Source organism: Desertivirga brevis (assembly GCF_017355835.1).
On record NZ_JAFEWF010000013.1, the window covers coordinates 13,948 to 40,681 of the forward strand.

A 26,734-nucleotide genomic window follows, 5' to 3' on the forward strand; every position below is an offset into this window, starting at 1 on the left:
ACCCACTAAAAAAATGAAGAAGAAAGTAGTTTTAGCCTTTAGCGGTGGTTTAGATACATCTTACTGTGCTATTTACCTGTCTAAAGACTTAAATCTTGAAGTACACTCTGTAATTGTAGACACTGGTGGCTTCACTAAAGAAGAACTTGAGCATATTGAAAAACGTGCTTATGCTTTAGGTGTCGCTTCTCACCATGCTGTTGATGCTGTAAAAGGATATTATGAAAGTGCAATTCGTTATCTGATCTACGGTAACGTCTTGAAAAATAATACTTATCCTCTTTCGGTAAGTGCAGAACGTGTTACTCAGGCTACTGCCATTGCTGAATACGCGAAGGAAATTGGTGCAGATTATGTAGCTCATGGTTCAACAGGAGCAGGAAACGATCAGGTTCGTTTCGATATGATCTTCAACATCCTTTGCCCTCAGGTTGGTATCATTACCCCTATTCGCGACTTAAAACTGTCACGTGAGGCGGAAATTGAATACTTAAAATCGCATGGTGTCGAGTTTAACTTTGAGAAAGCTGCATATTCAATTAATAAAGGTATTTGGGGAACCTCTGTAGGAGGAAAAGAAACTCTTAAGTCAAAAGGAATTCTTCCTGAGGAAGCATGGCCTACCCAAGTAACGAAAACAGACGCCGAAGAAGTTGCACTTGAATTTAATAAAGGTGAATTAGTAGGAATAAACGATCAAAAATTTGATCATCCAACTGATGCTATCAAAGCTTTGCAAGCTTTGGCTGGCCCATTTGGTATCGGACGTGACGTGCATGTGGGAGATACTATCATCGGAATCAAAGGTCGGGTAGGATTTGAAGCAGCTGCTCCAATGGTTATTCTTAAAGCTCACCACGCCTTAGAAAAACATACGTTAACAAAATGGCAGTTAAGCTGGAAAGATCAATTGGCTAACTTCTATGGAACATGGATGCATGAAGGCCAATTCCATGATCCTGTTATGCGTAACATGGAAGCATTCCTTACCGACTCCCAGAAAACAGTTTCAGGTAAAGTGTTTGTTCAATTACTTCCTTACCGCTTTCAGATCATTGGTATAGAATCAGCTCACGATTTGATGGCTAGCAAATTCGGAAGTTATGGAGAAATGAATGAAGGATATACTGGCGAAGATGTTAAAGGATTCTCTAAGATCTTCGGAAATCAGGTTAAGATATTCCATAACGTTAATCCCTAGGCCTCCGCTCCCCCGAGGAGTACAAACGCTATGATAGCGTGCAAGAAGTGGCTTTTCAAGATACCGGGAAGAGAGAGCTTCTCTTTCTTCCCAATGATTTAAATTCTAATGACAGAATCAATGTCGAATAAAATTAAAGTGGGTATTGTCGGTGGAGCAGGATATACAGGAGGTGAATTGCTTCGCATCCTGGTTAACCATCCAAATGTGGAGATTGCCTTTGTTAATAGTAATAGTAACGCAGGCAACTACATTTATGATGTTCACACTGATTTAATTGGTGACACTAATCTAAAATTCACAAGTGAACTCTCACAGGATATAGACGTACTATTTCTTTGTGTAGGTCATGGGGATGCTAAGAAGTTCCTGGAAGCAAACCCTATAAATGACAACATCAAAATAATTGATCTTTCGCATGATTTCAGATTAGGGAAAGCTTCAACAATAGAAAATAAAGCTTTTGTTTACGGTCTTCCTGAATTAAACAGAGATAAAATTAGATCTGCTCAAAATATAGCTAATCCAGGCTGTTTCGCTACTTGCCTGCAACTAGCATTGCTTCCTTTAGCTAAAGCCGGATTGCTGAATAAAGAGGTGCATATCTCCGCCACTACCGGATCTACCGGCGCGGGACAGAGCCTTTCTTCAACTTCTCACTTCAGCTGGAGAAATAATAACCTTTCAGTTTACAAAGCCTTCAGTCATCAGCATTTGAAAGAGATCGGAGAGAGCATTCATCAGCTTCAACCTACTTTTGCTGAAGAGATCAACTTTGTTCCTTACCGGGGCGACTTTACCCGAGGCATCATAGCCTCGATATATACAGAATCAGATTTAAGCCAGGAGGACCTGGAGAATCTATACGAACAATATTATGCAGGACACGAGTTCACTCATGTCAGCAAAAAGAATATCGACCTTAAACAGGTTGTAAATACTAACAAGTGTTTAGTTCATGTAGAGAAACACGGAAACAAAATACTGATACTAAGCATTATCGATAACTTATTAAAAGGGGCTTCCGGACAAGCAGTTCAAAACATGAACCTTATGTTTGGTTTAGACGAGAGAGCAGGATTAAGACTGAAGGCAGCCGCGTTTTAACCCCTATCCCCCTGAAAGGGGAAATTAAAAGCTCCCGAAAGGGAATGGAGGACTCTCATTATGAATCTTTTTGATGTATACCCAATCAACAATATAGAAATTGTCAAAGGTTTGGGTAGCTTGGTTTGGGATAGCAAGGGACAAGAATATCTGGACTTATATGGCGGCCACGCTGTAATTTCTATCGGACATACTCATCCTCATTATGTTGCACGCGTTACTGAGCAATTGAATAAGCTCGGCTTTTATTCGAACTCGGTAGAGATCCCATTGCAACAAGCTTTAGCTGAAAAACTCGGACATGTTTCAGGAAAAGAAGATTATAGCTTATTTCTGATAAGTTCAGGAGCTGAAGCTAATGAAAATGCACTTAAACTAGCCTCTTTTTACAATGGACGTAAAAAAGTAATAGCTTTCAAAGGTGCTTTCCACGGCCGTACATCTTTAGCTGTTTCCGCTACTGATAATCCAAAGATCGTGGCTCCGGTAAACGAAACTGATAATATTATTTTTCTTCCACATAACGATGAAGCAGCATTAGAACAGGCTTTTAGAGAGGTCGGTAATGAGATATCTTCGGTAATAATTGAAGGAATTCAGGGTGTTGGAGGAATAAAAGTTGCTAGTCAAAGCTTCCTTCAGAAGATCCGTTCACTTTGTGACCAATATAATGCTGTTTTTATTGCTGACTCTGTTCAGGATGGATACGGAAGAACAGGACAGTTCTATGCGCACGATTGGGCCGCTATAAATGCTGATGTTTATACTATGGCTAAAGGGATGGGCAACGGGTTTCCAATAGGAGCAATTTCTATTGCACCTAAATTTAAACCATGGCATGGGATGCTGGGAACCACATTTGGAGGTAACCACCTTGCTTGCGCCGCAGCATTAGCTGTTCTTGAAGTTATTGAACAGGATAATTTACTTCAGAATGCTACAGAAGTTGGTTCTTATTTAATTGAAGAGTTGAAGAAATTCAACCAGATTAAAGAAGTAAGAGGTCGCGGATTAATGATTGGGATCGACCTTCCAGAAGAATTAAGCCATGTCAAAAAAGAGCTTCTGTTTAAGCATCACATATTTACTGGCGAAGCAAAGCCGAATGTGATCAGATTACTTCCTGCTCTTAACTTGAGTAGAGCCCATGCAGATCGTTTCCTTGAATCGTTCAGCAAAGAGCTAAAAGCAGAAAGCACAAAGCATAAAGCAGCGGTTTAAAATGAGAGACTACACAAAGCTCGAAGTTTGGCAAAAGTCCCACCTAATGGTGCTTCATATTTACCAGACCATCTTGCCTTGTTTTCCTTCTCACGAAAAATTTGATTTACAGAGCCAGGTTAAAAGAGCAGCCTATTCGGTTCCATTAAATATAGTGGAGGGAGCAGGAAAATCTACAGAAAAAGATTTTGCCCGTTTCCTTGATAATGCTCTAGGTTCTGTTCATGAACTCGAGTATGGTTGTTTACTAGCAAAAGATCTGACTTATATATCAGAAGCTCATCATCTAGAAATAAAGAAAAAATCTAACGAAGTTAAAGCTATGCTCATCGGTCTGATAAAGGCCTTACGAGCATAGCTTTTTTTCCGAAAGTTTAATTTGTTCTTCAATGGCCATCAAGAACCTTCAGGCTACTTTTATCCTCATTTTGTGAGTTCCGCTCATGAAGGTTTTTTCTAACTTTGCAATTTTATAAAGTTTGCAGGAAGCTTTGTGCTTTCAGCTTTCACCTTTAAGCTCAAAATATGAGACAGTTCACTTCAGTACACGACGTTGCTAACGTTCCTGCTATTGTACAGGAAGCCTTAGCACTTAAAAAAGACCCTTTTGCTCATCAGCATCTCGGAAAAAATAAAACAATAGGATTGATTTTCCTTAATCCTAGTCTCCGTACCCGTTTAAGTACTCAAAAGGCGGCACTTAACTTAGGTATGACCCCTATCGTGATGAATATCGATAAAGAGGGCTGGGCTTTGGAAACCAGCGATGGAGTGGTGATGAATGGCACAACAGTAGAGCATATACGTGAAGCAGCAGGAGTTATGGGTGAATACTGTGATGTACTCGGAATTCGGTCCTTCCCATCTTTAAAAGATAAAGAAGAAGATTATAGTGAAGATATCTTCAACAAATTTATAAAATACAGTGGTTTGCCTGTTGTTAGCTTAGAGAGTGCTACGCGACATCCACTTCAAAGTTTAGCCGATCTGGTTACAATTGAAGAGTACAAAAAAACGGCAAAACCCAAAGTTGTTCTTACCTGGGCTCCTCACGTAAAACCACTTCCTCAGGCCGTTCCAAATTCATTTGCGGAATGGATGTGCAAAGCGCAGGAAGAAGGAATGATAGACTTCGTAATTACTCACCCTGAAGGGTATGAGCTTGCCGAGCAATTTACCCCAGGAGCAAAAATTACTTATAATCAGGATGAAGCTTTAGCAGGTGCGGATTTTATTTATGTGAAGAACTGGTCGAGCTACAAAGATTACGGCAAAATCCTTACAGAAGGCGAAGGCTGGATGATGAACCAGGAAAAGTTAAAGATCACTAATAGTGGCAAAGTGATGCATTGCCTACCTGTTCGAAGGGATTTAGAATTAGGATCAGATATTCTTGATAGCGAAGATTCCTTAGTAATTAAAGAAGCAGCAAACCGGGTTTGGGCAGCACAGGCAGTGCTTAAAGGAATTTTGGAGGACTTACAATAATGAAGCCTCTTTATGTAATTAAAATCGGAGGTAATGTGATAGACAACTCTGAAAACCTGCATTATTTCCTCAATGATTTTGCATCCCTTGATGGATATAAAATACTTATCCATGGAGGAGGCAAGATCGCTACAGACCTTTCGCACACACTGGGTATTGAACCAAAAATGGTGGATGGACGGAGAATTACAGACATCGAAACACTTCGCGTGGTAACCATGGTTTATGCCGGATTAATTAATAAGAATGTAGTAGCTCAATTACAACGTTATTCCTGCAATGCGATAGGCTTAACTGGTGCAGATGCAAACCTGATCAAGGCAACTCGTCGTCCTGTTAAAGACATTGATTATGGTTTCGTAGGCGATTTGAACGAACAATCTATTGATAGTCAAAAACTCGCTGCACTACTTGAAACCGGAGTCGTTCCTGTATTTTCTGCTATCACCCACGATGGAGAAGGTCAGCTTTTAAACACAAATGCTGATACGATCGCTTCCTCCATTGCTGTGGCGATGTCTTCATTATACAAAACTAGCCTTGTATATTGCTTCGAGAAAAAAGGGGTATTAAGGGATGTTAATAGTGATGATTCGGTGATCAGAGAAATTAGCGCTTCAGAATTCGAAGGATTAAAAGCTGATAATGTAATTGCCGGAGGAATGCTGCCAAAACTGGAAAACGCCTTTAAGGCAATAAATAGCGGAGTAAGTGAAGTTTATATCGGTAAATCTGATGAACTTCCTTATTTAAATGAACAATTATTCGGAACCAGATTATTTGCATAAGATGAACTTAGAAGGAAATATTGCAATTCTTGGAAGCGGAAACATGGGTCTGGCTTTCGCTGATGGCTTAGTTAAATCTAATACCTATAAAACTTCCCAAATAACCCTTACCAGGAGAACTCTTGAAAATCTCTCGGTTCAGAAATTACAAGGTTATAACACTACTACTAATAATCTTGAGGCTGTAAGAAATGCTGCCATTGTAGTACTGGCTGTTCTTCCTCAGCAATTAAATAAACTACTTGCTGAAATCAAAGATGCAGTAGACCCTAAAACGCATTTGATCATTTCTGTAGTAACTGGAGTTGCCTGTAAAGATATAAAGGGGCATTTATCAGAAGAGGTACAGGTAGTGCGTGCTATGCCCAATACTGCGATCTCTATAGGACAGTCAATGACCTGTATTACCACCGACAATGCAGCTCAGGCGAATGTCGATTTAACAAAGCAGCTGTTTGAAACCGTAGGCTCAGTAGTGCATATCAATGAAGATCTGATGTCATCAGCAACAGCATTATGCGCAAGCGGTATTGCCTTTTTCCTAAGATCCATTAGGGCCGCTTCACAAGGAGGAGTTGAAATCGGCTTTCATGCTGAAGATGCTTTGAAAATGGCGGTACAGACAGCAAAGGGAGCAGCAGATTTGCTTTTAGCTCATGGCTCACATCCAGAGCACGAGATTGATAAAGTAACCTCTCCGAAAGGTTGTACTATCGCCGGACTGAACGAGATGGAACATAACGGCTTCAGCGCGGCATTGATTAAAGGTATTAAATTAGCTTCAGTTAAAGCTGCCGGCTTATATAAAGACTCTAATTAATGTCAAGACAACTTGCAGAGGATAGCCTGGAGCTGTTAAAGGATTTAATTACTATGCCGTCATTTTCCCGGGAGGAGGATAAAACAGCGGATACAATTGAATCCTTTTTTCAAACTCATGGATTAAATCCCAGGAGGCAGCAGAACAATGTTTGGTCTTTCAATGAAAATTATGATCCTGCAAAACCAACAATTCTTTTAAACTCCCACCACGATACCGTAAAACCTAATCCCGGTTATACAAGGGATCCTTTTTCTCCAGAAATTGAGGACGGAAAGCTATTCGGATTGGGGAGTAATGACGCAGGTGGCTGCCTTGTTTCCCTTATTGCTGCCTTCCGGTATTTTTATGCTAAGAAAGATCTGAAGTATAACCTTTGTATGGCGGCTACAGCCGAAGAAGAGGTTTCAGGTAAAAATGGGATAGAAGCTTTAGTGCCAGTATTAGGTCCTTTGGATTTTGCTATTGTGGGAGAACCGACTCTAATGGATCTTGCTGTGGCAGAAAGAGGCCTGATCGTTTTAGACTGCGTAGCTCATGGAAAAGCAGGGCACGCTGCAAGGGAAGAAGGTGAGAACGCTATATACAAGGCCTTAAAAGACATTGAATGGTTCAGAACATATAAGTTCCCAAAAGAATCGGAATTATTCGGGCCAACAAAGATGTCGGTTACTGTAATCAATGCGGGTTCACAACATAATGTCGTTCCTGCAGAATGTAAATTCACTGTTGATGTTCGCGTAACTGATGCTTACCGTAATGAAGAAGTCGTCGAGATAGTTAAGCAACATGTTGCATGTGATGTTACCCCTCGTTCAACTCGTTTAAAACCATCTTCAATCAGCAAAGATCATCCCTTTGTACAAGCTGGTTTAGCTTTAGGAAGGAAAACCTACGGATCGCCCACCACTAGTGATCAGGCTTTACTTGATATTACATCCGTTAAGATTGGCCCAGGCGACAGTGCCAGATCGCATTCGGCTGATGAATATATTTATGTGACCGAGATCTATGAAGGAATAGAGCTTTACATAAAGTTGCTGGAAAAACTTGTTTGATTTACGAATTACGATTTTTGATTTACGATTCCTGCAAATCGTTAGATTTACGAATTACGATTTTAGATTTACGATTCCTGCAAATTTGTAAATTTACAAAATCTGAAACTTGATAAGCTATTCTTTAGGATGGACTATAGAAAGTATATAGAGACAAGGCCAGATGTTCGTTTTGGTCAACCTTGCATAAGGGACACTAGAATTTCTGTTTCAGACGTTTTAAGCTGGCTCGCTAATGGGATGACTCAGGAAGAAATACTATCCGATTTCCCAGAACTAATTGAGACGGACATTCAAGCATGTAAAGAGTATAGTCCCTCATTTCAGTAACCATTATGTCTATGCATATGTATATTTCATTTAGACAAATAGCACATAACTTGTCTAAATCGTAAATCGTAATTCCTAAATCGCAAATCTCGGATGGATAAAGAAATACTAAAGAAACGAACAAAAGCTCTTTCTATAGAAATAGCTCATTTAGTACAATCTTTACCCTACAATATTATTAACAAGAATTATTCAAATCAAATAATAAGATGTTCAAGCTCTGTTGGGGCAAACTATAGAGCCGCTTGTAGGGCGAAATCAAAGGCGGACTTTATTAATAAGCTTAAAATCGTAGAAGAGGAACTCGATGAAAGCATGTTCTTTCTGGAACTTCTCCTCGAATTTAATCCTGATTTTAAGTTAACAATTATAAAATCCTGGAAGGAAGCAAACGAACTTCTTTCTATCATTGTATCCTCAATTACTACCTTACGTAAGGTGATTGAAAGCCAATCGTAAATCCCAATGAAGCTTTGGCAAAAAGATAAACAAGTAGAAAAATCAGTAGAAAAATTCTCTGTAGGGAAAGACAGGGAACTTGATGCAGAAATGGCGATTGAAAGCCAATCGTAAATCGTAAATCGTAAATCGTAAATCGTAAATCCAAATGAAACTTTGGCAAAAAGATAAACAAGTAGAGAAATCAGTAGAGACCTTCACTGTAGGAAAAGACAGGGAACTTGATGCAGAAATGGCGGCATTCGATGTGCTTGGTTCCCTTGCTCATACTCGCATGCTTGAAAGTATTGATCTGCTTAGTGGTGCAGATTTAGAAGTCGTTCAAAAAGAACTGAAAAATATCTATAAAGAAATTGAAGCAGGCGAATTCCTTATTGAAGATGGGGTAGAAGACGTTCACTCGCAAGTTGAGCTACTGCTTACTCAGAGAATTGGTGATGCTGGTAAAAAGATACATAGTGGCCGTTCCCGTAACGATCAGGTTCTCGTCGACCTTAAGCTGTACTTTAGAAGTCAGATCCAAAGAACTGTTGAAAATACTGAAACACTTTTCAATCAACTGATCTCCCTTAGCGAAGAGCATAAGAATAAATTACTTCCTGGCTATACGCACCTTCAGATCGCTATGCCATCTTCTTTCGGCCTATGGTTCGGTGCCTATGCAGAAAGTCTGGTGGACGATCTTGAGCTTATGCTGGCCGCCTGGAAAGTTTGTAATAAAAATCCTCTTGGATCAGCGGCAGGATACGGTTCTTCATTCCCATTAAATCGTACGATGACCACCAACCTATTAGGTTTTGATACGCTGAATTACAACGTGGTTTATGCACAGATGGGTAGAGGAAAGACCGAGAGGATTCTTGCACAAGCTATGTCTTCTATTGCTGCAACTTTAGCCAAGTTCTCTATGGATGTAACACTGTTCATTAATCAGAACTTCGGTTTTATCAGTTTCCCTGATGAGCTCACCACCGGTTCGAGTATAATGCCACATAAGAAGAACCCTGATGTTTTTGAGTTAATGCGTTCCCGCTGCAATAAGATCCAGGCTTTGCCAAATGAAATTGCTTTAATGACGACCAATCTTCCTTCTGGTTATCATCGCGATTTACAACTGTTGAAAGAGAATCTTTTCCCGGCATTCCAGTCTTTGAACGAATGTCTTGAAATGGCTACTTTTATGCTTCAAAACATTAACGTTAAAGATGAGATCCTGAAGGATGAGAAATACCTTTATTTGTTTAGTGTAGAAGCAGTGAACGAAGAAGTTCTGAAGGGAGTGCCGTTTAGGGAAGCCTATAAAAAGGTAGGATATGAGATTGAAAAGGGTGAATTTAAGGCTCCTGAGAAAGTAGAACATACTCACGAAGGTAGTCTGGGAAACCTTTGTAATCAACAGATCACTGATATGTTTAATCATACACTTAAGGGTTTCAACTTTGCGAAGGTAGAAGCTGCTATTCAGGAATTAATTAAATAAAGGCTTAATAAAAAATGTACGAGGGTAAAAGCGCCAACTTTTACCCTTGTTTTGTTACAGAGCGAAGTATCCAGCCCTATTATCCTTTAATATCCACATAATTATAATCAGCTTAGCTTAAACCACCGTATATTTGGCTCTATTCAACCTAGCTAAATAAGCTTGAAAATTTGCAGAAAACAGTAATCAAATGCCAGTATCCCGTTTAGCACAACACTTAAAAGGCTCTGAGATCATCAAGATCGCAGGCGAAATAAATGAATTAAAAAAACAAGGTCAGCAAATAGCTAATCTTACCATAGGCGACTTTGATGCTTCGCTTTTCCCCATTCCGGGAGAATTGACTAACGGAATTAAAGAGGCTTACGATCATCATCAAACAAATTATCCTCCGGCAGACGGTATTCTTACCTTGCGAGAGAGCGTTAGTGCCTTTATGCAGAAGCAATTCGGATTGGAGCTAGGGACAAATGAGATCCTGATCTCCAGTGGTTCCCGTCCTATTATTTATGCTACCTATTTGGCTTTGATCGACCCTGGAGATACTGTTATTTTTCCGGCACCTTCTTGGAATAACAATCACTACTGTGATCTGACTTCAGCGAAAGGAATTGCAGTGCCAACAAAGGCAGAGAATAACTTTATGCCAACAGCGGAAGATCTTCGTCCTTATATTTCCGGAGCTACCTTACTTGCGCTTTGCTCTCCATTGAATCCTACCGGGACTATGTTCGGAAAAGAAAATCTGGAAGAGATCTGCGACCTCGTGCTGGAAGAAAACAAAAATCGCCAGTCCGGAGAGAAACCTCTATATATTCTTTATGATCAGATCTATGCAATGTTGACTTTCGGAAGTCACCAACATGTAGACCCTGTTAGTCTTCGTCCTGAAATCAAGGATTACGTTATTTATATCGATGGTGCCTCGAAATGTTTTGCAGCAACAGGTGTACGTGTGGGATGGGGATTTGGACCAGCTCATGTAATTGATAAAATGCGTTCTATCGTTGGCCATATGGGTGCTTGGGCTCCAAAGCCTGAACAAGTGGCCATGGCAAATTATCTTAATGATGGAGAAGCTGTAGCACAATACCTGACTACTTTCAAAAAACGCATTCAGGCCAGTCTGGATACCTTGTACAAAGGTTTCCAGGAGTTAAAAGCAGAAGGTTTTGCAGTAGATGCAATAGAGCCAATGGGAGCAATTTACCTAACCCTAAAGCTTGACTATACAGGTAAGACTTCACCTGACGGAACTGTTCTCCAAGATAGTTCAGACATCAACTTCTATTTGATTAAAGAAGCTAAAGTAGCCCTGGTACCGTTTTCAGCATTTGGTACCGGACATGAAGTTAATTGGTTCCGGGCATCTGTAGGTGCATGTTCAACGGATGAGATTGCTTTAATGATCCCGCGCATAAAGGAAGCGCTAAGCAAGCTTAGTTAAGTTCTATCATACCCTTTTCAGCAGGTGATACTTCTGAAAGGGGTATTTCTTTAAGCTCTCGGAAAACCTATCCTTTTAATTTTAATCTCCTTGGCAGATTCCTTCCTTGTGATCAATAATGGTACACCAACCCCGCCTGCCAAAGCCATAAGAATAAACATTACTTTCAACCCATTATTTACGGTCTCTGATAAAATATGATTGAAGGTATTAGGATCGATCTTACCAGAAAGATGCATTAATCCTAGCATCATTCGATAGGCGAAAATACCAGGAACCATAGGAATAACCGCCGGAATAGCAAAAACAGGCGGCGGAGCATGCCTCACATGGGCAAACCAAATACTCAGGAAGCCAATAGCTGTTGCTCCCACAAAAGTTGAGAGAATTACATTTATCTCAAAGTGGATCAAAAAGACCTTGAACAAACCTCCAATGGCAGCCATAATATAAATAGGCAACAAGGTCCTCTTAGGGACATTAAAAAGCACTCCAAAGCCGATGGCAGCAAGTCCGAACCAAATTCCTTTTTCTAATAGTAACAGCCATTCCATAACTAATATTTAATTTACGATTGAAGTTTACAGCAGGTGATCTTATTTCACTATATCAGCATTGAGGTAAGCATGCCCAAAGCAATAGCGAATGAAATGATAAACCCGTTTAAGCCTCTTATTAAGCCGTTCTGAGAATTACCTTCAATCATGTCTGAAAAAGAGTTGATCAAGGGCACTCCTGGTATTAAAAATAGAACGGAGGTAGCAAAAGCATGTTCCTGAAAATGCCCTGTACCAAAACGAACTAAAGGCCCCGCTATAAACGAAGCAGTGAACGAGGCAAAATAAATGCACATATATGGGTTAAATCCCTTCTTCAAGGATTGCTGACGGACAAAAAGCCCGGAAAATGTTGCTATAAAAACAACCAGCATATCAATAGCGTCTCCTCCAGCTACCCTGCAGAAGGAAGATCCTGCAAGACCCACAAGAGCCAGCACCAGCAGACGCCTGTAATGGGGCAAGGTAACAAGTCTGTCAACTTCTTCATTGATCTGTTTAACTGTCCACTTTTCGTCCAATACTTGCCAGCTCATCCTGCTTATCCCAGATAGAACCCTAAAATTAACTCCGTGAGGTGAAGTTCTTTTTAGGCTATTGAAGAAGTAATTGTTGTCTTCGTCATATAAGCTAAGCATCAGAGTTCGTTGGGAGATAAGCATATCAGCATTATATCCAAAGGATGTAGCAATACGGGTGATCGTGTTACGAATGCGGGCCGTGCTCGCTCCTGATACCATCAGCAGAGCCCCGATGTTTAGCAAGGTCGCCCCAAGTTCTTTTACTTCTGTATCGGTATGATGTTCGGTCATTTTGATTTTGCCTTATCCTAAAGCTGAACAAAGTTAAATTACTACAGTTAAAAGAAAATTGACTGATGTCACAGATGTAAAAGACTTTTGTCTCTATAATACCTGATAAGGTGGCAAAAGAAAAGCCATTGCTTAAATAAGCAACGGCTTCTGTAATCCGCTTTAATCTCATTTATGCAGCAGTTGAGATATGCTTCACTAAGCTCCGCTTTGCCAGCGGTAGAAGCGTTTGTTCCAAGGGAAACGTGATATCCGTCTCTACATGATAAACTGCTGGATTAGGCACTTCACGACGGATATGAATAAGCTCCTTCCGGATAGCTTCAGGCGTATAGATAAAATTCCGTTCAAAGCTAGACACGAATGAAGTGTTGATTCCTCTGTATTTCTCGTCGTGATTTTCAAAAATTGTTACCTGATATTCATAAACCTCCGTGCTTCGTTCATCCCCATTGCGCAGCAGCAAATATCCGTGATAAGGATAAAGAGGAACAACGCCAATCGGCTCAATCTTCAGACGGCTTTCAACGAACTCATAAATTTCACGACCTTCCTTAAGAGCAGGATCCATCTTACCTAAAGAAAAGCTGATAATGCTCTCTATTTCCAGCATTAGAGAATCATCCTTTACCATTTTCTCATAAGTAAGTTTCACCGCTTCGATATCTGCATTAGTCAATCGTTCAGGAAAAGCTCTCTGCAAAGCAGACTTATTTTCCTTGAAACGCATAAGGTTGTTGTAATGAAAGATTAAGTCGTTCAGATCAGGGTAAAGTTTTGTTTTATTAAAATGATGGTTGATCTGCTGAAGATACGCCAGCAACTGATATTTCTTAAACTCAAAATCAAGAGAACCTTCGATGAACCAGTTAACGCTTAAAGACTTCATATTTTACTAAGATTAAACTGATTAACTATGTTTACACTGATTAACTATGATTACACCGATAGTTTGATCACGCAAAGAAAGTTAGGTATATGTAATCAATTCAAATCAGTGTAATCCTTTTATAAATCTGTGTAATCCTTATATAATCACAACTAATAATAAATAAAAAAACTCAAATTTGCAACGATGCCAACAGGAACCCTCTTTCTAATTCCAGTGCCTCTTGCTGATAATTCGGCCAACAAGGTGCTTACTACTTACCAGCAGGAAATAATAAACAACATCCGTACCTATATAGTAGAGAACGAGAAAACCGCCAGATACTGGTTAAAAAGCATGAATTTACATACGCCTCAAAGTGAATTGTCGATTCATGTATACGGTAAACATTCTGAAAAAAACGACATCAGCACCTACTTCAAAGAACTGGAAGCGGGAGTTGACGTTGGATTAATGAGTGAGGCCGGATGTCCCGCAGTTGCCGATCCGGGATCGGAGATTGTTGCAGAAGCTCATCGTAGGAAGATAAAGGTCGCTCCAATGGTAGGGCCGAGTTCTATACTGCTGGCCTTGATGGGATCTGGGTTTAGCGGACAAAGTTTCACCTTCCATGGTTATCTACCTATAGATAAGGTACAACGTTCAAAAAAAATCAAGGAATTGGAGCTAAACTCTCAGCGCCTGGATCAGACGCAGATCTTTATTGAGACTCCCTTTCGAAATAACCAGATGCTGGAAGAATTACTTAAAACCTGCTCGGCTAAAACGAAACTATGTGTCGGAGTAAACCTCACCGGAGAAGATGAACAGATCATTTCACAGTCGATCGAACTGTGGAGGAAACAAAAAGCAGATTTCCACAAGAAACCTGCTATATTTCTTTTATATCGATAATTAAATCACCCGGCAAAGTAATCCTTTCAGATATTCACCTTCAGGAAAAGATGCCCTTACAGGGTGGTCTTCTGGCTGACAAAACTGATAAATAAACTGGATCTCTTTTCCCGCGTCTAAAGCGGCCCAAGCCAGAATTTGTTTGAAGTGGGCAATATCAACCGCCCCCGAACAGGAGAAAGTAGCAAGTAGACCACCGCTATTTAATAACAACATTCCAATACGATTCAGATCTTTATATGCTCTGGAAGCTTTATCTAAGGTTGAACGGGAAGGTGCGTATTTAGGTGGATCAAGGATGATAATATCAAACTTCTCGTCGTTCTCTTTAAGTAAACGCAATTGCTTGTTAACATCCGACTGCACAGCCGTATGTTTTGCTTTCCCAAATTGATTAAGTTCAATATTCTGCTTTAATGTATCAATAGCCAGAGCAGAACTGTCTACACTCATTACTTCAGCAGCACCTTGTTTAAGTGCATTTAGAGTGAATCCTCCCGAATAAGAGAAGCAATCTAGCACTCGTTTCCCCGCTGCATGCTCTGCTACAATCCTCCTGTTATCCCTTTGATCACAAAAGAAGCCAGATTTCTGACCTTCCGCTATATTTATATGATATTTGATACCATTTTCAAATACCTCGACAAATTCAGGTGGAACTTCACCAAACAGTACCCCATGTGATGCTTCCATGCCTTCGTGAGCACGGGCACCAGCGTCACTTCTATCAAAAATACCTTTAGGGTTTAACAATGCAGAAAGTTCTGAAATAATTACATCTTTTACCTTTTCGACTCCAGAAGTAAGGATCTGCACAGAAAGGTATTCAGCATATTTATCGACGATAAGTCCTGGAAGATAATCAGCTTCACTAAAGATTAAGCGACAGGCGTTCGTATTGCCAGACTCAAGGATAGATCTACGGGCACCAACCGCCTTTTGGATTCGCAGTCTCCACCAATCTTCGTTTAATTCTACGTCCTTGTTCCATTCAAGCAATCTTACAGCGACCCGGCTTTCTTTATTGTAAAACCCATAGGCAAGAAAATCACCGGAAATATCTGTTACAGTAACAAGATCGCCGTTTTCAGGCTTTCCTTTTACAAAATCTACTGCTCCTGAAAACACCCATGGATGTAACTGGCGAACTGCCTTATCTTTTCCCTTCTTTAAGCGAACTGTAAACATCCGTCAAAAGTAAGGATAACATTTGAGGCCTTGAAAGAATTATTTAGCTATTAAAGGTCTTTAAATACTTCTTCAAGATCCAGTTGGAAGCCTGGCAGAAGAGGAGTGGGAACTACGTCCCCAATAGTAAGAAGTCGGGATGGAACAAACTTTTCTTCTTCGCTTAAGGTGTACTTGAGGAAGGTTTTATCCTGAGGAGAAACGATCCAGTACTCTTTCACTCCGGCTTCTTATTCCAAAAATGCAATTTTACGCTCTGGTAAAAAAGGAACCTTCAGAAATAGCAGTCACTTCAAAATACTAGCCGAACAAAGACCCGAATACTTCCTCTATCTTAGACACACTTTTTATCCCAATATCGTATCTTTTCAGATCTAAGCCTTTTTGATTATACTTAGATATATAGATCTCTTCAAAACCCAATTTCTGTGCCTCTGCAATTCTTTGCTCGATACGATTAACTGCTCTGATCTCTCCAGATAAACCGACCTCCGCAGCGAAGCAGACCTTAGAAGATATCGAAATATCTTCATGGGAAGAAATAATTGCAGCAACTATACCAAGATCAACAGCGGGATCTTCTACTCTTAATCCGCCCGCAATATTCAGGAAAACGTCCTTCGCGCTTAACCTAAAGCCACAGCGCTTTTCAAGTACAGCCAGCAACATGTTCATGCGCTTGGTATCAAACCCGGTAGCAGAGCGTTGGGGGGTACCATAAGCAGAAGGACTAACCAGGGCTTGGGTTTCGATCAACATAGGTCTTGCTCCTTCGAGCATCGCCGAAATTGTGATTCCGCTTAACTCTTCATCTCGCTGCGACAGGAGTATCTCTGAAGGGTTAGACACCTCTCTCAGGCCCGTTCCCTGCATTTCGTAAATCCCAAGTTCAGATGACGAACCAAAACGATTCTTCACTGCTCTGAGGATCCTATAGACATGATGCCTGTCCCCCTCAAATTGAAGAACCGTATCGACCATGTGTTCCAATATCTTAGGTCCCGCAATTGTACCATCCTTAGTAATGTGCCCTATAAGGAAAACGGGAGTAGAAGTTTCCTTAGCAAAACGTAAAAGCTCGGCTGTACACTCACGCACCTGGGAAACACTACCTGGCGTAGACTCGATATGAGCAGAATGAAGAGTTTGGATAGAGTCAATCACCACAATATCCGGCTCGAGTTGTTCGATCTGTTTAAAAATATTTTGTGTTGAGGTCTCTGTTAAAATATAAGCACTCCCAACTCCAGAAGGAGGAGAAAGGCGCTCTGCACGCATCTTGATCTGATGCTCACTTTCTTCACCTGAAACATACAGAACTTTCATACTAGGCAGGCTCAAAGCAACCTGAAGCATAAGGGTCGATTTTCCTATACCCGGTTCACCTCCAATAAGTACAAGGGAGCCAGGCACAATTCCTCCCCCCAAAACTCTGTTCAACTCTAGGTCCGGGGTCACCAACCGGGATTCCTCCTGATAAACAATCTCACTGATGAGTGAAGGCTTTGTAACGCGGGAGTTCCCACCAGATACGTTAGTTGCTTTCCAATCAGGAACACTGGCATTGTTCTTTTGGATCACTTCTTCGACGAAGGAATTCCATTGTGAACAGGCAGGACACTTCCCTAGCCATTTGGGAGATTCGTAGCCACAACTTTGGCAGAAATATGCGGACTTAGTTTTTGCCATTCCTTAAATATTGATCTTCTTGGTCCTTCCAACAAGCAAATAAAGAAGTGAACCTAGAATTGGAAGGAAAAGAATTAAAAGTATCCAGATCGTTCGTATTGTGCTATTCTCAAACCTGCCTTTAATTACGTCTACGAGACTAAAGAGCATCAAGCCTAAGGGTATTATACCAAAGAAGCCTATCAGTACCAGCTCAGGAAATCCAATTTTAAATAACAGTATAATATCCATTTTCAATTAATCCTGCAATGATAACTTTTCCCCGATCTGTTGTCTCCACATGGCGTAATAAAGGCCTTTTTCTTCAATGAGCTCTCCATGTTTGCCTGACTCAATGATCTCGCCTTTTTCCAGCACGAAAATCTTGTCGGCATGCATTATCGTCGAAAGCCGATGCGCAATGAGAATAGTGATATGATTACTCATATTCGAAACGTCTCGAATCGTTTTTGTGATTTCCTCTTCCGTTATTGAATCCAGCGCAGAAGTTGCTTCGTCAAACACAAGGATATTCGGCTTGCGTAGCAATGCTCTCGCGATTGATAATCGCTGCTTCTCTCCACCTGAAACTTTAACACCTCCCTCTCCGATCACGGTGTCCAAACCTTTATCCGCCCGCGCTAATAAATTATGACATGCCGCCTTATACAGTACCTGCATACACTCTTCGTTGGTAGCACCAGGGCGCACAAATAATAAGTTCTCCCTAATTGTTCCTGAAAACAACTGGGTATCCTGAGTTACAAAACCAATTTTCTCACGCAACTCGTCAAGATCAATTTCTGAAGAAGGGATGTTGTTATATAATATCTGACCTTGCTGAGGCTGATAAAGTCCTACCAACAATTTAACAAGTGTTGTTTTACCAGAACCTGACGGTCCGACAAATGCGATTGTCTCTCCTTTTGTCGCATCAAAAGAAATATTTGTCAAAGCATTTCTCTTTGCAGTGCGGTGTTTAAAACTAACATCAGAAAAGCTGAATTCATTAACAAAACTAAGGTGCTCCGGCTTCTCCGGCTTAAGGTCAAGAGGAGTATCAAGGATAGCCTTAAAATTATTAAGCGATACTTCCGCTTCTCTCCACGTTAGGATAACATTTCCAAGTTCTTGCAGTGGGCCGAAGAGGAAAAATGAATAGAATAAAAAGGAAAAATATTGCCCAGGAGAGATCGCATTGTCAAATATCAGGATCAGAAGGACAACAACCATCGTACTTCTTACCAAATTAACGGTTGTTCCCTGGACAAAGCTCATACTTCTAACATACTTTACTTTCTTAAGCTCAAGTCCAAGTATCTTATAGGTAGTATTATTTAGACGCTTGATTTCCTGATCAGCTAAACCCAAACTCTTCACCAGCTCTATATTCCGCAATGATTCTGTAGTCGAACCAGCTAAAGCCGTTGTTTCACCAACTATCTTCTTTTGTATAGTTTTAATCTTTCTGCTTAGTAGCAAGCTAACAATAGCTATTACCGGTATTGAGGCTATATATACCAAGGTTACCTTATAGCTTACAGACAGAGAGTAGCCAATTACAAACACCATTCCTATAATGCTTACGAAAAGAACGCTTATAAAGGAAGTGATGAACTTCTCGGAATCTTGTCTTACCTTTTGAAGGATGCCCAGAGTCTCTCCGCTTCGTTGATCCTCAAACACCTGGTAGGGAAGTTGAAGGGAATGCTCAAGGCCATCTGCATACATCTTCGCACCCACCTTTTGAATAATAATATTAGTAAAATAATCCTGGAAGTTCTTTGCTATTCTTGATACCATTGCGGCTCCGATTCCCAATCCCACCCATTTAAGAACTCCGGAAACATATACAGAGCGGTCCAGATGGTCTTTCTTTTCGATAAAGCCATCTACAATACGACCTGTTATATAGGGATCCAGCAAAGAAAAACCTTGATTTATTGCAGCAAGGAACAAGGCTAGAATAACCACGCCTCTATGCTTGCTTAAATACTTGATGAGTAGTTTCATGAATTAGAATTAGATAGCAGCAGTGAGTAGATTGAGCTACTAAGGCCAAAGATTTGCTCGCAGCACCGCTTAGAACAAAAATAAAAAAGGGAATGAGTTTAAATATTCATTCCCTTCAATTTGACTTTAAGATTAAATCCTAAACCGTCATAATATCTTTCTCCTTAACCTCAGCATGCTTGTCTACTTTGACGATATAGCTGTCAGTTAGCTTTTGTACTTCAGCTTCACCTACTTTAATTTCATCTTCAGAAACACCTTCAGACTTTAGTTTTTGGATCTTAGCATTAGCATCCTTGCGGATATTTCTAATTGCCACTTTACCCCTTTCAGCCTCTTCCTTCACCCTTTTAACCAGGTCTCTACGACGCTCTTCCGTAAGAGGAGGAACATTTAAACGAATAACAGAGCCATCATTCTGAGGATTTAAACCAACGTTTGAATCAATTATAGCTTTCTCAATAGCACTCAGAATTGATTTTTCCCAAGGTTGAACCACAATGGTGCGAGGATCAGGAGTGTTAACACTTGCTACTCCACTTAAAGGAGTTGGAGAGCCATAGTATTCCACTACTACTGAATCAAGCATAGCCGGACTCGCTTTTCCTGCCCGAATTTTAATCAATTCTGATTCAGTATGAGCAACAGCTTTATCCATTAAGCCTTTAGCATCATTAAGTTGCTTTTTTATAAGGTCGTTCATATTGTTATTCTAATTTTGGCAAAACTAAAAATTCTTTACACAATGTTTTATTATCCCTTTACCAAAGTACCTATATGCTCGCCATTGGCAATACGCATAAAGTTACCAGGCTTATTCATATCGAATACAATAATTGGAAGTTTGTTCTCCTGGCACAGTGTAAACGCCGTCATATCCATTACGTTTAGATTTTTGTCGTAAACTTCCTGGAAGGAAATTTCATCATACCGCGTAGCAGAAGGATCCTTCTCCGGATCAGCAGTATAAATACCATCTACACGAGTTCCCTTTAATACAACATCCGCCTGAACCTCAATCGCTCTTAAAGAGGCACAAGTATCGGTAGTAAAGTATGGATTACCAGTTCCCGCACCAAATATTACAATACGAGCCTTCTCCAGATGTCGAACCGCCCTTCTGCGAATAAAGGGTTCACAGATCTGCTCCATTTTAATTGCTGTCATTAACCGTGTTTTCACGCTTAATTTTTCAAGAGCATCTTGTAGAGCCATTGAGTTAATAACTGTGGCAAGCATACCCATATAATCAGCTTGAACACGATCCATGCCAGATTTTTCTGCACTTAAACCACGGAAAATATTTCCTCCGCCAATTACGATTGCTATTTCAATTCCTTGATCGTGAACAGCTTTAATGTCTTTGGCATACTGCAGCACACGGTCGCTATCTATACCGTATTGCTTGTCGCCCATTAAAGATTCACCGCTAAGTTTTAAAAGGATACGCTTGTACTTCATTAATAGAGAAATTTGCCAAAAATAGCAAAAAGTTCGGATTGAAGACGGAGGATTGAAGATTTGGAAGATTTAAGTGGCAGAAACAGAAAATCCCCACCAATTTAGGGTGAGGATTTCCGTTTATCTTTAAATCACGGCAATAACGCCAGGAATTTAATCATATTATGCGCCTAATTGTACGCGTTTAAAGGCAGTTACAGTCAAGCCTTTAGAAACTCCGTCAAGGAACTGAGCAATTGACTTAGAAGAATCTTTAACGAATTCCTGATTCAATAAAGTTGATTCTTTGTAGAATTTGTTCAATTTACCTTGGGCAATTTTCTCAACCATTTCTTCTGGTTTACCTTCAGCACGGATCTGCTCTTTAGCGATCTCAAGTTCACGCTCAATTGTACGTGAATCAACATCACCCTTGTCGATAGCAACCGGGTTCATTGCAGCAATTTGCATTGCTACGTCTTTACCAGCCTCTTCAGCGCCAGCAGCATCAGCAGTTAGAGCTACTAATACTCCTAGACGGTAGTTACCATGGATGTAAGCGATTACTTTTTCACCTGATACAGTCTCGAATTTAGAAACACCGATCTTCTCTCCGATTTTACCAGTTTGATCTAAGATAAGATCAGAAAGTTTAGATCCATTTAAATCAAGTGCAGTAAGATCATCTACAGAAGCTGGGTTCTGCTCAATTGCTAAATCAGCAATGCTATTAGCGAAAGCGATAAAATCAGCATTCTTAGCTACGAAGTCAGTTTCGCAGTTAACTTCAACAACAATACCACGTTTGCCATCAGCTGTAGTTTTAGCGATAACAACACCTTCGTTAGACTCACGGTCCTGACGGCTTGCAGCTACTTTAGCACCTTTCTTACGAAGGTAGTCGATAGCAGCTTCAAAATCACCATTAGCTTCGATTAAAGCTTTTTTGCAATCCATCATACCTGCACCTGTTTGCTGGCGCAGTTTGTTTACGTCTGATGCAGAAATTTGTACTGTAGACATTTCTTTTTTAGTTTAAATTTCAAAGCCTCCGCCTTAAGGCGAAGGCTTGATAAATTATGTTATTTAAAATAATATCCTTGTTAAGGGATAGTAAACTTTGCCGCACTCACCTTTTGGCGAGCCTGAGACACTGCTTACTCAGCGGAACCTTCGCCTGCTTCAGCAACTACTTTTGGCTCAGGACGTGCTTCACCTCCGTTGTCAATCTTAGCTTTTGCTGATGCTGCTTCTTTTTCAGCTTCGTCTTCTTTCTCGCGTTTACGCTCGTCAAGACCTTCCTGAATAGCTTTTACAATGATATCAGTGATCAATTGAATTGATTTAGTAGCATCGTCGTTAGCTGGGATAGGGAAGTCGATGTTTGAAGGATCAGAGTTAGTATCTACCATTGCAAAAGTAGGTACGTTTAACTTTAAAGCTTCAGTAACAGCGATATGCTCTTTCTTAACGTCAACGATAAATAATGCTGCAGGAAGACGGTTAAGATCAGAAATACCACCAAGTAGTGTTTCTAATTTAATACGCTCACGCTGGATCATTAATTTCTCTTTCTTAGAAAGAACATCAAAAGTACCGTCTTTAGTCATCTTGTCGATGTTAGACATCTTTTTGATTGACTTACGAACAGTTGCAAAGTTAGTTAACATACCACCTAACCAACGCTCGGTTACGAAAGGCATGTTTACTGATTTTGCCTGAGCCGCAACGATATCCTTAGCTTGCTTTTTAGTAGCTACGAATAATACTTTGCGACCTGATTTAACGATTTGTTTGATAGCTGCAGCAGCTTCTTCCAATTTCGTTAAAGTTTTATTTAAATCTATAATGTGGATGCCATTACGCTCCATGAAAATGTACTGAGACATTTTCGGATCCCATTTACGGGTAAGGTGACCGAAGTGTACACCTGCATCCAATAATTCCTGATATGTTGCTCTAGCCATTGTTTGGTCCTCCTTAAATTAACGTTTACTAAATTGAAATCTACGACGAGCTTTTCTACGTCCTGGTTTTTTACGCTCAACCATTCTGTCATCACGGGTCATTAACCCTTTAGCTCTTAATCCTGATTTCGATTCAGGGTTTAATTCAACGATTGCTTTTGCAATAGCTAAACGAACAGCTTCCGCTTGTCCTTTTACACCACCACCAGCAACATTAACATTTACATCAAATTTGCTATTGTTACCAGAAACTTCGATAGATTGGTTAACAATGTACTGAAGAGGCAAAGTAGGGAAGTATTCTTTGTAGTCTTTACCATTTACGGTAATGTTGCCGCTACCATCAGTTAAGTAGATACGAGCAACTGCAGTTTTTCTTCTGCCTGAAGTGTTAGTAGTTGACATTTCTTTTTCTCCTTAATTAAAGTTTGATTGCTTTTGGATTTTGTGCTGCATGAGGATGCTCGCTTCCTGCGTAAACATGAAGATTACCGAACAAGGCACGACCTAAACGATTTTTAGGCAACATACCACGAACAGCTTTCTCGATGATTCTTTGAGGATGCTTAGCTAGCAACTCTTTTGGAGAAACGAAACGCTGACCACCTGGATAACCTGTGTAACGAACATAAACTTTGTCGCCTAGTTTGTTACCGGTTAGTTTAACCTTGTCTGCATTAATAACGATCACGTTATCACCGCAGTCTACGTTTGGGGTGAATGTAGGCTTGTGTTTTCCTCTTATGATCATTGCGATCTTAGAAGACAAGCGCCCCAAAATCTCGCCCTGTGCGTCAACAACTACCCATTCTTTGTTAACGGTCTTTTTGTTGGCAGAGACAGTTTTGTAACTTAACGTATTCACTTGCTTGAAATTAAATTAATTAAACAATTTTGTATACCCCTTAAATTGGGACTGCAAAGATAAGGCAAATAATTTAAGAGTCAAGGGGTTGAGCCAAAAAATTTAAAAAAGGAAAGCTATCCTCCTTAGCCAGATATTCTAACCAGAATTCTATAAAAAAAGAAGGGCCCGCATTTGCGAGCCCTTCTTTTTATCGGACGTTTAAGTCCTTTTAATAATACGCTTATATACAGTATTATCTTTGTTTGATCTCAACACGACGGTTTCTGATACGACCTTCTTCTGTTGCGTTAGAAGTTAAAGGACGGCTTTCACCGTAAGCTTTAGTAGAGATACGATTAGCATCAACACCAGAGTTTACTAAGTAAGTTTTAACAGAATTAGCTCTGTCACGAGACAAGTTCAAGTTGTAAGCTTCAGTACCTTCTGCAGAAGCATGTCCATCTAAAGTTACTTTAGCTGCTGAGTTTCCACGTAATTCAGAAGAAATTCTATCTAAAGTTGGATAAGATGAAGTTTTAAGAACTGAACTATCAAACTCAAACTGGATGATGTTACCAGCACCAGATGCAGCTAATGAATCAGCTGAAGGGAACTTGATTGTACGACCAGAACCATCAACAACAGCACCAGCAGCGCTATTAGGCTCTTTGTCAAATTTATCAGAAACTCCATCACCATCAGCATCAGCAGAAAGTTGGTTTACAGTGTTCTCTAAAGTGCTTACGCGAGTTTTTAGAGCTTCAACTTCTTGACGTAAAGTAGGATCTTTTAATTCATCATACATTACAGCAATTGGGTTTGTCCACTGTAAGCTTGGTTTTGCTTTGTTTCCTAAAGTAAATTCAAGACCTGCATAACCGTAAGACCATCTGTCTTTATTAGATGCACCGTTTTTCCAGGTACGATCTAAGTTATCAGCATCCAGGAAGTTAGCATCATAACCTAAGTTTAAGGCAATCATATCGCTTAACTTGAAGTTAGCTCCAACACCTACTGGAATAAAAAGCTCGCGTCTTTCGCCGTTGTCATCTGGTTTGTAGCTAGTTAAACCAGCACCCGCTTGAACGTAGAAGCCTAAGTTTCTAGTTCTGCTTAAGAAAGAAACAGTACCAACATTTGCAACTCCCTTTAAAGAGATAGCATAATGTAGATCTGTGTCAAAAGAGCTTGGTTGGCCGCCCTGTTGAACTCTTCCATCGAAATTATCGAATTTACCTGCTAAATTACCACGGTGGAAATCTAATTTAGCTGCGAAAGATGGGGCAATTTGCTTTTTAATGAAAGCTCCATAACCGAAATTCATCTCCCAGTCACCATAATCATTAGTGCCGAAAGGTACAATTGGAGCTAAAACACCTCCGTTAATACCAATAGACCATGTTCTGTACTGGCTAGCGCCACCAAACACCGTGGTAGCGGAGCCTGAAGTTGATGTGGTTGTAGTTTCCTGCGCAGAAGCAGTAGTGATACCTGCTAAGGCTAAACTAGAAACCGCAAAAACTTTCCTTAATGTAGAATAATTCATGCTGCGTTTTTTTTAAGGTTAAACAATTTTTAATTGTGTAATTTTTTACAAAAATAAATATAAGTTTGATTTCACCAAATCAACCAAATACTGTTCCATTTTCTTCAGCTTTAAACATGTTCAGTATAAAATGGTTTGCAGTTAAATAAATTTGTATTAGCATGAAATACCCTTCCCTCGATAAAAACCTATTTCAAAAGAATCGGCACAATTACATTAATTTACTGAAAAGCAACTCGATAGCTATCTTTAATTCTAATGACGAGTTTCCGCGAAGCGGCGATCAAAATTTTCCATTTAAACAGAATAGTGACATTTTTTATTTGTGCGGAATCGATCAAGAGCAAACAATATTGCTTTTATACCCAGATTGTCCCAATCCTCTATACCGGGAAGTCCTGTTTTTAAGACAAACAAATGACCATATTGCGGTCTGGGAAGGATATAAATTCACAAAACAACAAGCTATAGGAGCATCAGGGATAGAAACAGTAATGTGGATCGAGGATTTCTGGAGTGTCTTTAATAGTATAATTCACTACGCAGAGACGATATATCTAAATACGAATGAAAATGATCGCTCAGATAATCCTGTTCCCTACCGAGATCTTCGCTTTATTCATGATCTTAAATATAAGTTCCCGCTACATAAGTACGAACGGTCAGCCCCCTTACTGCGACAACTAAGAGCAAAAAAGTCTTCTTTTGAAGTCGATTTAACAAAGAAAGCCTGCCAAATAACGCGCGATGCTTTTATAAGAGTTCTAAAATTTGTGAAACCGGGCGTGAAAGAATATGAAATTGAGGCAGAGATAATTCACGAATTTATCAGACAGGGAGCGACAGGTCATGCATATAGTCCCATCATTGCATCTGGTGCTAATGCTAATATCCTCCATTATAATGACAACAATCAGATATGTAAGGACGGTGATTTAATTCTCTTTGACTTCGCTGCCGAATACGCAAATTACAATGCAGACTTAAGTCGCTCCATTCCCGTTAACGGGAGATTTACCCAAAGACAAAAAGATGTGTACAATGCAGTGCTGCGAGTATTCAAAGAAGCTAAAAAAATGTTGGTGCCTGGGACTATCTGGAACGAATACCACACAGAAGTCGGAAAAATAATGGAGAGTGAATTAATAGGTTTGGGATTGCTTAATAAATTTGAAGTAGAAAAACAGGATCCCAAAATGCCTTTATATAAAAGATACTTCATGCACGGCACTTCTCATCACCTGGGTTTAGACGTCCACGATTTTGCTGGCAGATACACTCCTTTCGAAGAAGGAAATATTCTAACTTGCGAACCAGGTATATATATTAGGGAAGAAGGTTTCGGGATCAGATTGGAAAACGATATATTATTAACAGAGTCGGGTAACATTGATCTTATGGAGGACATCCCCCTTGAAGCGGATGCTATCGAAGAACTGATGAATTCTTAATGTTTGGATTTGTGCTTTTTTAAATTAGTTGCAGAGAAGTAGGTAATCAAAAGCAGATTTCCT

At 40.0% G+C, this 26,734-nt stretch carries 29 protein-coding genes; 14 read left to right on the forward strand and 15 right to left on the reverse strand.

Translation table 11 applies throughout. The features are described from left to right. The first annotated feature begins 13 nt into the window (after window positions 1-13). The 12 genes from argG to J4N25_RS24120 all read left to right on the forward strand — a co-directional run bounded on the left by argG (window position 14) and on the right by J4N25_RS24120 (window position 11,399). On the forward strand, window positions 14-1,201 hold the full coding sequence (argG, locus tag J4N25_RS24065; protein WP_207424449.1) for an argininosuccinate synthase: 1,188 nt from the start codon (window positions 14-16) through the stop codon (window positions 1,199-1,201). A gap of 120 nt (window positions 1,202-1,321) precedes the next feature. Then, the gene (gene argC / locus J4N25_RS24070; protein WP_207424450.1) at window positions 1,322-2,308 is read left to right on the forward strand and encodes an N-acetyl-gamma-glutamyl-phosphate reductase; all 987 of its coding nucleotides are present in this window, start codon (window positions 1,322-1,324) and stop codon (window positions 2,306-2,308) included. A gap of 60 nt (window positions 2,309-2,368) precedes the next feature. Beyond that, the gene (locus tag J4N25_RS24075) at window positions 2,369-3,529 is read left to right on the forward strand and encodes an aspartate aminotransferase family protein (RefSeq protein ID WP_207424451.1); all 1,161 of its coding nucleotides are present in this window, start codon (window positions 2,369-2,371) and stop codon (window positions 3,527-3,529) included. A gap of 1 nt (window position 3,530) precedes the next feature. After that, window positions 3,531-3,887, forward strand: a complete 357-nt coding sequence (locus tag J4N25_RS24080; protein ID WP_207424452.1) for a four helix bundle protein — start codon at window positions 3,531-3,533, stop codon at window positions 3,885-3,887. A gap of 167 nt (window positions 3,888-4,054) precedes the next feature. Continuing rightward, a complete protein-coding gene (locus J4N25_RS24085; protein ID WP_207424453.1) occupies window positions 4,055-5,017 on the forward strand; it encodes a Rossmann-fold NAD(P)-binding domain-containing protein in 963 nt (320 codons plus the stop codon). After that, entirely contained in the window at window positions 5,017-5,805 is a 789-nt protein-coding gene (argB, locus tag J4N25_RS24090) for an acetylglutamate kinase (protein ID WP_207424454.1), read from the forward strand. Before J4N25_RS24085 ends, argB begins: the two co-directional genes overlap by 1 nt. A gap of 1 nt (window position 5,806) precedes the next feature. Beyond that, the gene (proC, locus tag J4N25_RS24095) at window positions 5,807-6,625 is read left to right on the forward strand and encodes a pyrroline-5-carboxylate reductase (protein WP_207424455.1); all 819 of its coding nucleotides are present in this window, start codon (window positions 5,807-5,809) and stop codon (window positions 6,623-6,625) included. After that, entirely contained in the window at window positions 6,625-7,683 is a 1,059-nt protein-coding gene (locus J4N25_RS24100; RefSeq protein ID WP_207424456.1) for a M20 family metallo-hydrolase, read from the forward strand. Before proC ends, J4N25_RS24100 begins: the two co-directional genes overlap by 1 nt. 129 nt (window positions 7,684-7,812) lie before the next feature. Next, window positions 7,813-8,013 carry a DUF433 domain-containing protein gene (locus tag J4N25_RS24105; protein ID WP_207424457.1) on the forward strand — a complete coding sequence of 67 codons (201 nt, stop codon included), beginning with the start codon at window positions 7,813-7,815 and terminating at the stop codon, window positions 8,011-8,013. Between the two features lie 93 nt (window positions 8,014-8,106). Then, on the forward strand, window positions 8,107-8,472 hold the full coding sequence (locus J4N25_RS24110; protein WP_207424458.1) for a four helix bundle protein: 366 nt from the start codon (window positions 8,107-8,109) through the stop codon (window positions 8,470-8,472). A 148-nt stretch (window positions 8,473-8,620) separates the two neighbouring features. Continuing rightward, the gene (gene argH / locus J4N25_RS24115) at window positions 8,621-9,952 is read left to right on the forward strand and encodes an argininosuccinate lyase (RefSeq protein ID WP_207424459.1); all 1,332 of its coding nucleotides are present in this window, start codon (window positions 8,621-8,623) and stop codon (window positions 9,950-9,952) included. Between the two features lie 190 nt (window positions 9,953-10,142). Next, entirely contained in the window at window positions 10,143-11,399 is a 1,257-nt protein-coding gene (locus J4N25_RS24120) for a pyridoxal phosphate-dependent aminotransferase (protein WP_207424460.1), read from the forward strand. Window positions 11,400-11,449: 50 nt separating this feature from the next. Here the strand turns inward: J4N25_RS24120 and J4N25_RS24125 are convergent, their stop codons facing one another. From J4N25_RS24125 to J4N25_RS24135, 3 genes are all read right to left on the reverse strand, one after another. Then, window positions 11,450-11,953, reverse strand: coding sequence for a threonine/serine exporter family protein (locus tag J4N25_RS24125; RefSeq protein ID WP_207424461.1), 504 nt, complete (start codon window positions 11,951-11,953; stop codon window positions 11,450-11,452). 50 nt (window positions 11,954-12,003) lie between these two features. Continuing rightward, window positions 12,004-12,768, reverse strand: coding sequence for a threonine/serine exporter family protein (locus J4N25_RS24130; RefSeq protein ID WP_207424462.1), 765 nt, complete (start codon window positions 12,766-12,768; stop codon window positions 12,004-12,006). A 172-nt stretch (window positions 12,769-12,940) separates the two neighbouring features. Then, window positions 12,941-13,657 carry a hypothetical protein gene (locus J4N25_RS24135; RefSeq protein WP_207424463.1) on the reverse strand — a complete coding sequence of 239 codons (717 nt, stop codon included), beginning with the start codon at window positions 13,655-13,657 and terminating at the stop codon, window positions 12,941-12,943. A gap of 186 nt (window positions 13,658-13,843) precedes the next feature. Between J4N25_RS24135 and J4N25_RS24140 the strand changes: the two genes are divergently transcribed. Continuing rightward, a complete protein-coding gene (locus J4N25_RS24140) occupies window positions 13,844-14,551 on the forward strand; it encodes an SAM-dependent methyltransferase (protein ID WP_207424464.1) in 708 nt (235 codons plus the stop codon). Here J4N25_RS24140 and J4N25_RS24145 read toward each other — a convergent pair whose 3' ends face one another. The 12 genes from J4N25_RS24145 to J4N25_RS24200 all read right to left on the reverse strand — a co-directional run bounded on the left by J4N25_RS24145 (window position 14,552) and on the right by J4N25_RS24200 (window position 25,220). Continuing rightward, window positions 14,552-15,739, reverse strand: coding sequence for a class I SAM-dependent rRNA methyltransferase (locus J4N25_RS24145; RefSeq protein ID WP_207424465.1), 1,188 nt, complete (start codon window positions 15,737-15,739; stop codon window positions 14,552-14,554). 50 nt (window positions 15,740-15,789) lie between these two features. Beyond that, window positions 15,790-15,960 (reverse strand): Uma2 family endonuclease, encoded by a 171-nt coding sequence (locus J4N25_RS24150; RefSeq protein WP_207424466.1) that lies wholly within the window; start codon window positions 15,958-15,960, stop codon window positions 15,790-15,792. A gap of 79 nt (window positions 15,961-16,039) precedes the next feature. Next, on the reverse strand, window positions 16,040-17,428 hold the full coding sequence (radA, locus tag J4N25_RS24155) for a DNA repair protein RadA (RefSeq protein ID WP_207424467.1): 1,389 nt from the start codon (window positions 17,426-17,428) through the stop codon (window positions 16,040-16,042). A 3-nt stretch (window positions 17,429-17,431) separates the two neighbouring features. Beyond that, window positions 17,432-17,659, reverse strand: a complete 228-nt coding sequence (locus J4N25_RS24160) for a PLDc N-terminal domain-containing protein (RefSeq protein WP_207424468.1) — start codon at window positions 17,657-17,659, stop codon at window positions 17,432-17,434. Window positions 17,660-17,665: 6 nt separating this feature from the next. Beyond that, window positions 17,666-19,420, reverse strand: coding sequence for an ABC transporter ATP-binding protein (locus tag J4N25_RS24165; protein ID WP_207424469.1), 1,755 nt, complete (start codon window positions 19,418-19,420; stop codon window positions 17,666-17,668). Window positions 19,421-19,559: 139 nt separating this feature from the next. Further along, window positions 19,560-20,123 carry a ribosome recycling factor gene (frr, locus tag J4N25_RS24170; RefSeq protein ID WP_207424470.1) on the reverse strand — a complete coding sequence of 188 codons (564 nt, stop codon included), beginning with the start codon at window positions 20,121-20,123 and terminating at the stop codon, window positions 19,560-19,562. 50 nt (window positions 20,124-20,173) lie between these two features. Then, complete coding sequence (pyrH, locus tag J4N25_RS24175) at window positions 20,174-20,881, reverse strand: UMP kinase (protein ID WP_207424471.1); 708 nt, start codon at window positions 20,879-20,881, stop codon at window positions 20,174-20,176. A 162-nt stretch (window positions 20,882-21,043) separates the two neighbouring features. After that, on the reverse strand, window positions 21,044-21,883 hold the full coding sequence (gene tsf / locus J4N25_RS24180; protein ID WP_207424472.1) for a translation elongation factor Ts: 840 nt from the start codon (window positions 21,881-21,883) through the stop codon (window positions 21,044-21,046). A gap of 134 nt (window positions 21,884-22,017) precedes the next feature. Next, window positions 22,018-22,827, reverse strand: a complete 810-nt coding sequence (gene rpsB / locus J4N25_RS24185; RefSeq protein ID WP_207424473.1) for a 30S ribosomal protein S2 — start codon at window positions 22,825-22,827, stop codon at window positions 22,018-22,020. 18 nt (window positions 22,828-22,845) lie between these two features. Continuing rightward, window positions 22,846-23,232: a 30S ribosomal protein S9 gene (rpsI, locus tag J4N25_RS24190; RefSeq protein WP_207424474.1), complete on the reverse strand. Its 387-nt coding sequence runs from the start codon at window positions 23,230-23,232 to the stop codon at window positions 22,846-22,848. Window positions 23,233-23,248: 16 nt separating this feature from the next. Continuing rightward, on the reverse strand, window positions 23,249-23,692 hold the full coding sequence (rplM, locus tag J4N25_RS24195) for a 50S ribosomal protein L13 (RefSeq protein ID WP_207424475.1): 444 nt from the start codon (window positions 23,690-23,692) through the stop codon (window positions 23,249-23,251). Window positions 23,693-23,927: 235 nt separating this feature from the next. Next, window positions 23,928-25,220 (reverse strand): OmpA family protein, encoded by a 1,293-nt coding sequence (locus J4N25_RS24200; RefSeq protein WP_207424476.1) that lies wholly within the window; start codon window positions 25,218-25,220, stop codon window positions 23,928-23,930. A gap of 161 nt (window positions 25,221-25,381) precedes the next feature. On the opposite strand from J4N25_RS24200, the gene J4N25_RS24205 reads away from it, so the two are divergent. Beyond that, complete coding sequence (locus J4N25_RS24205) at window positions 25,382-26,671, forward strand: aminopeptidase P family protein (protein WP_207424477.1); 1,290 nt, start codon at window positions 25,382-25,384, stop codon at window positions 26,669-26,671. Window positions 26,672-26,734 lie beyond the last annotated feature (63 nt).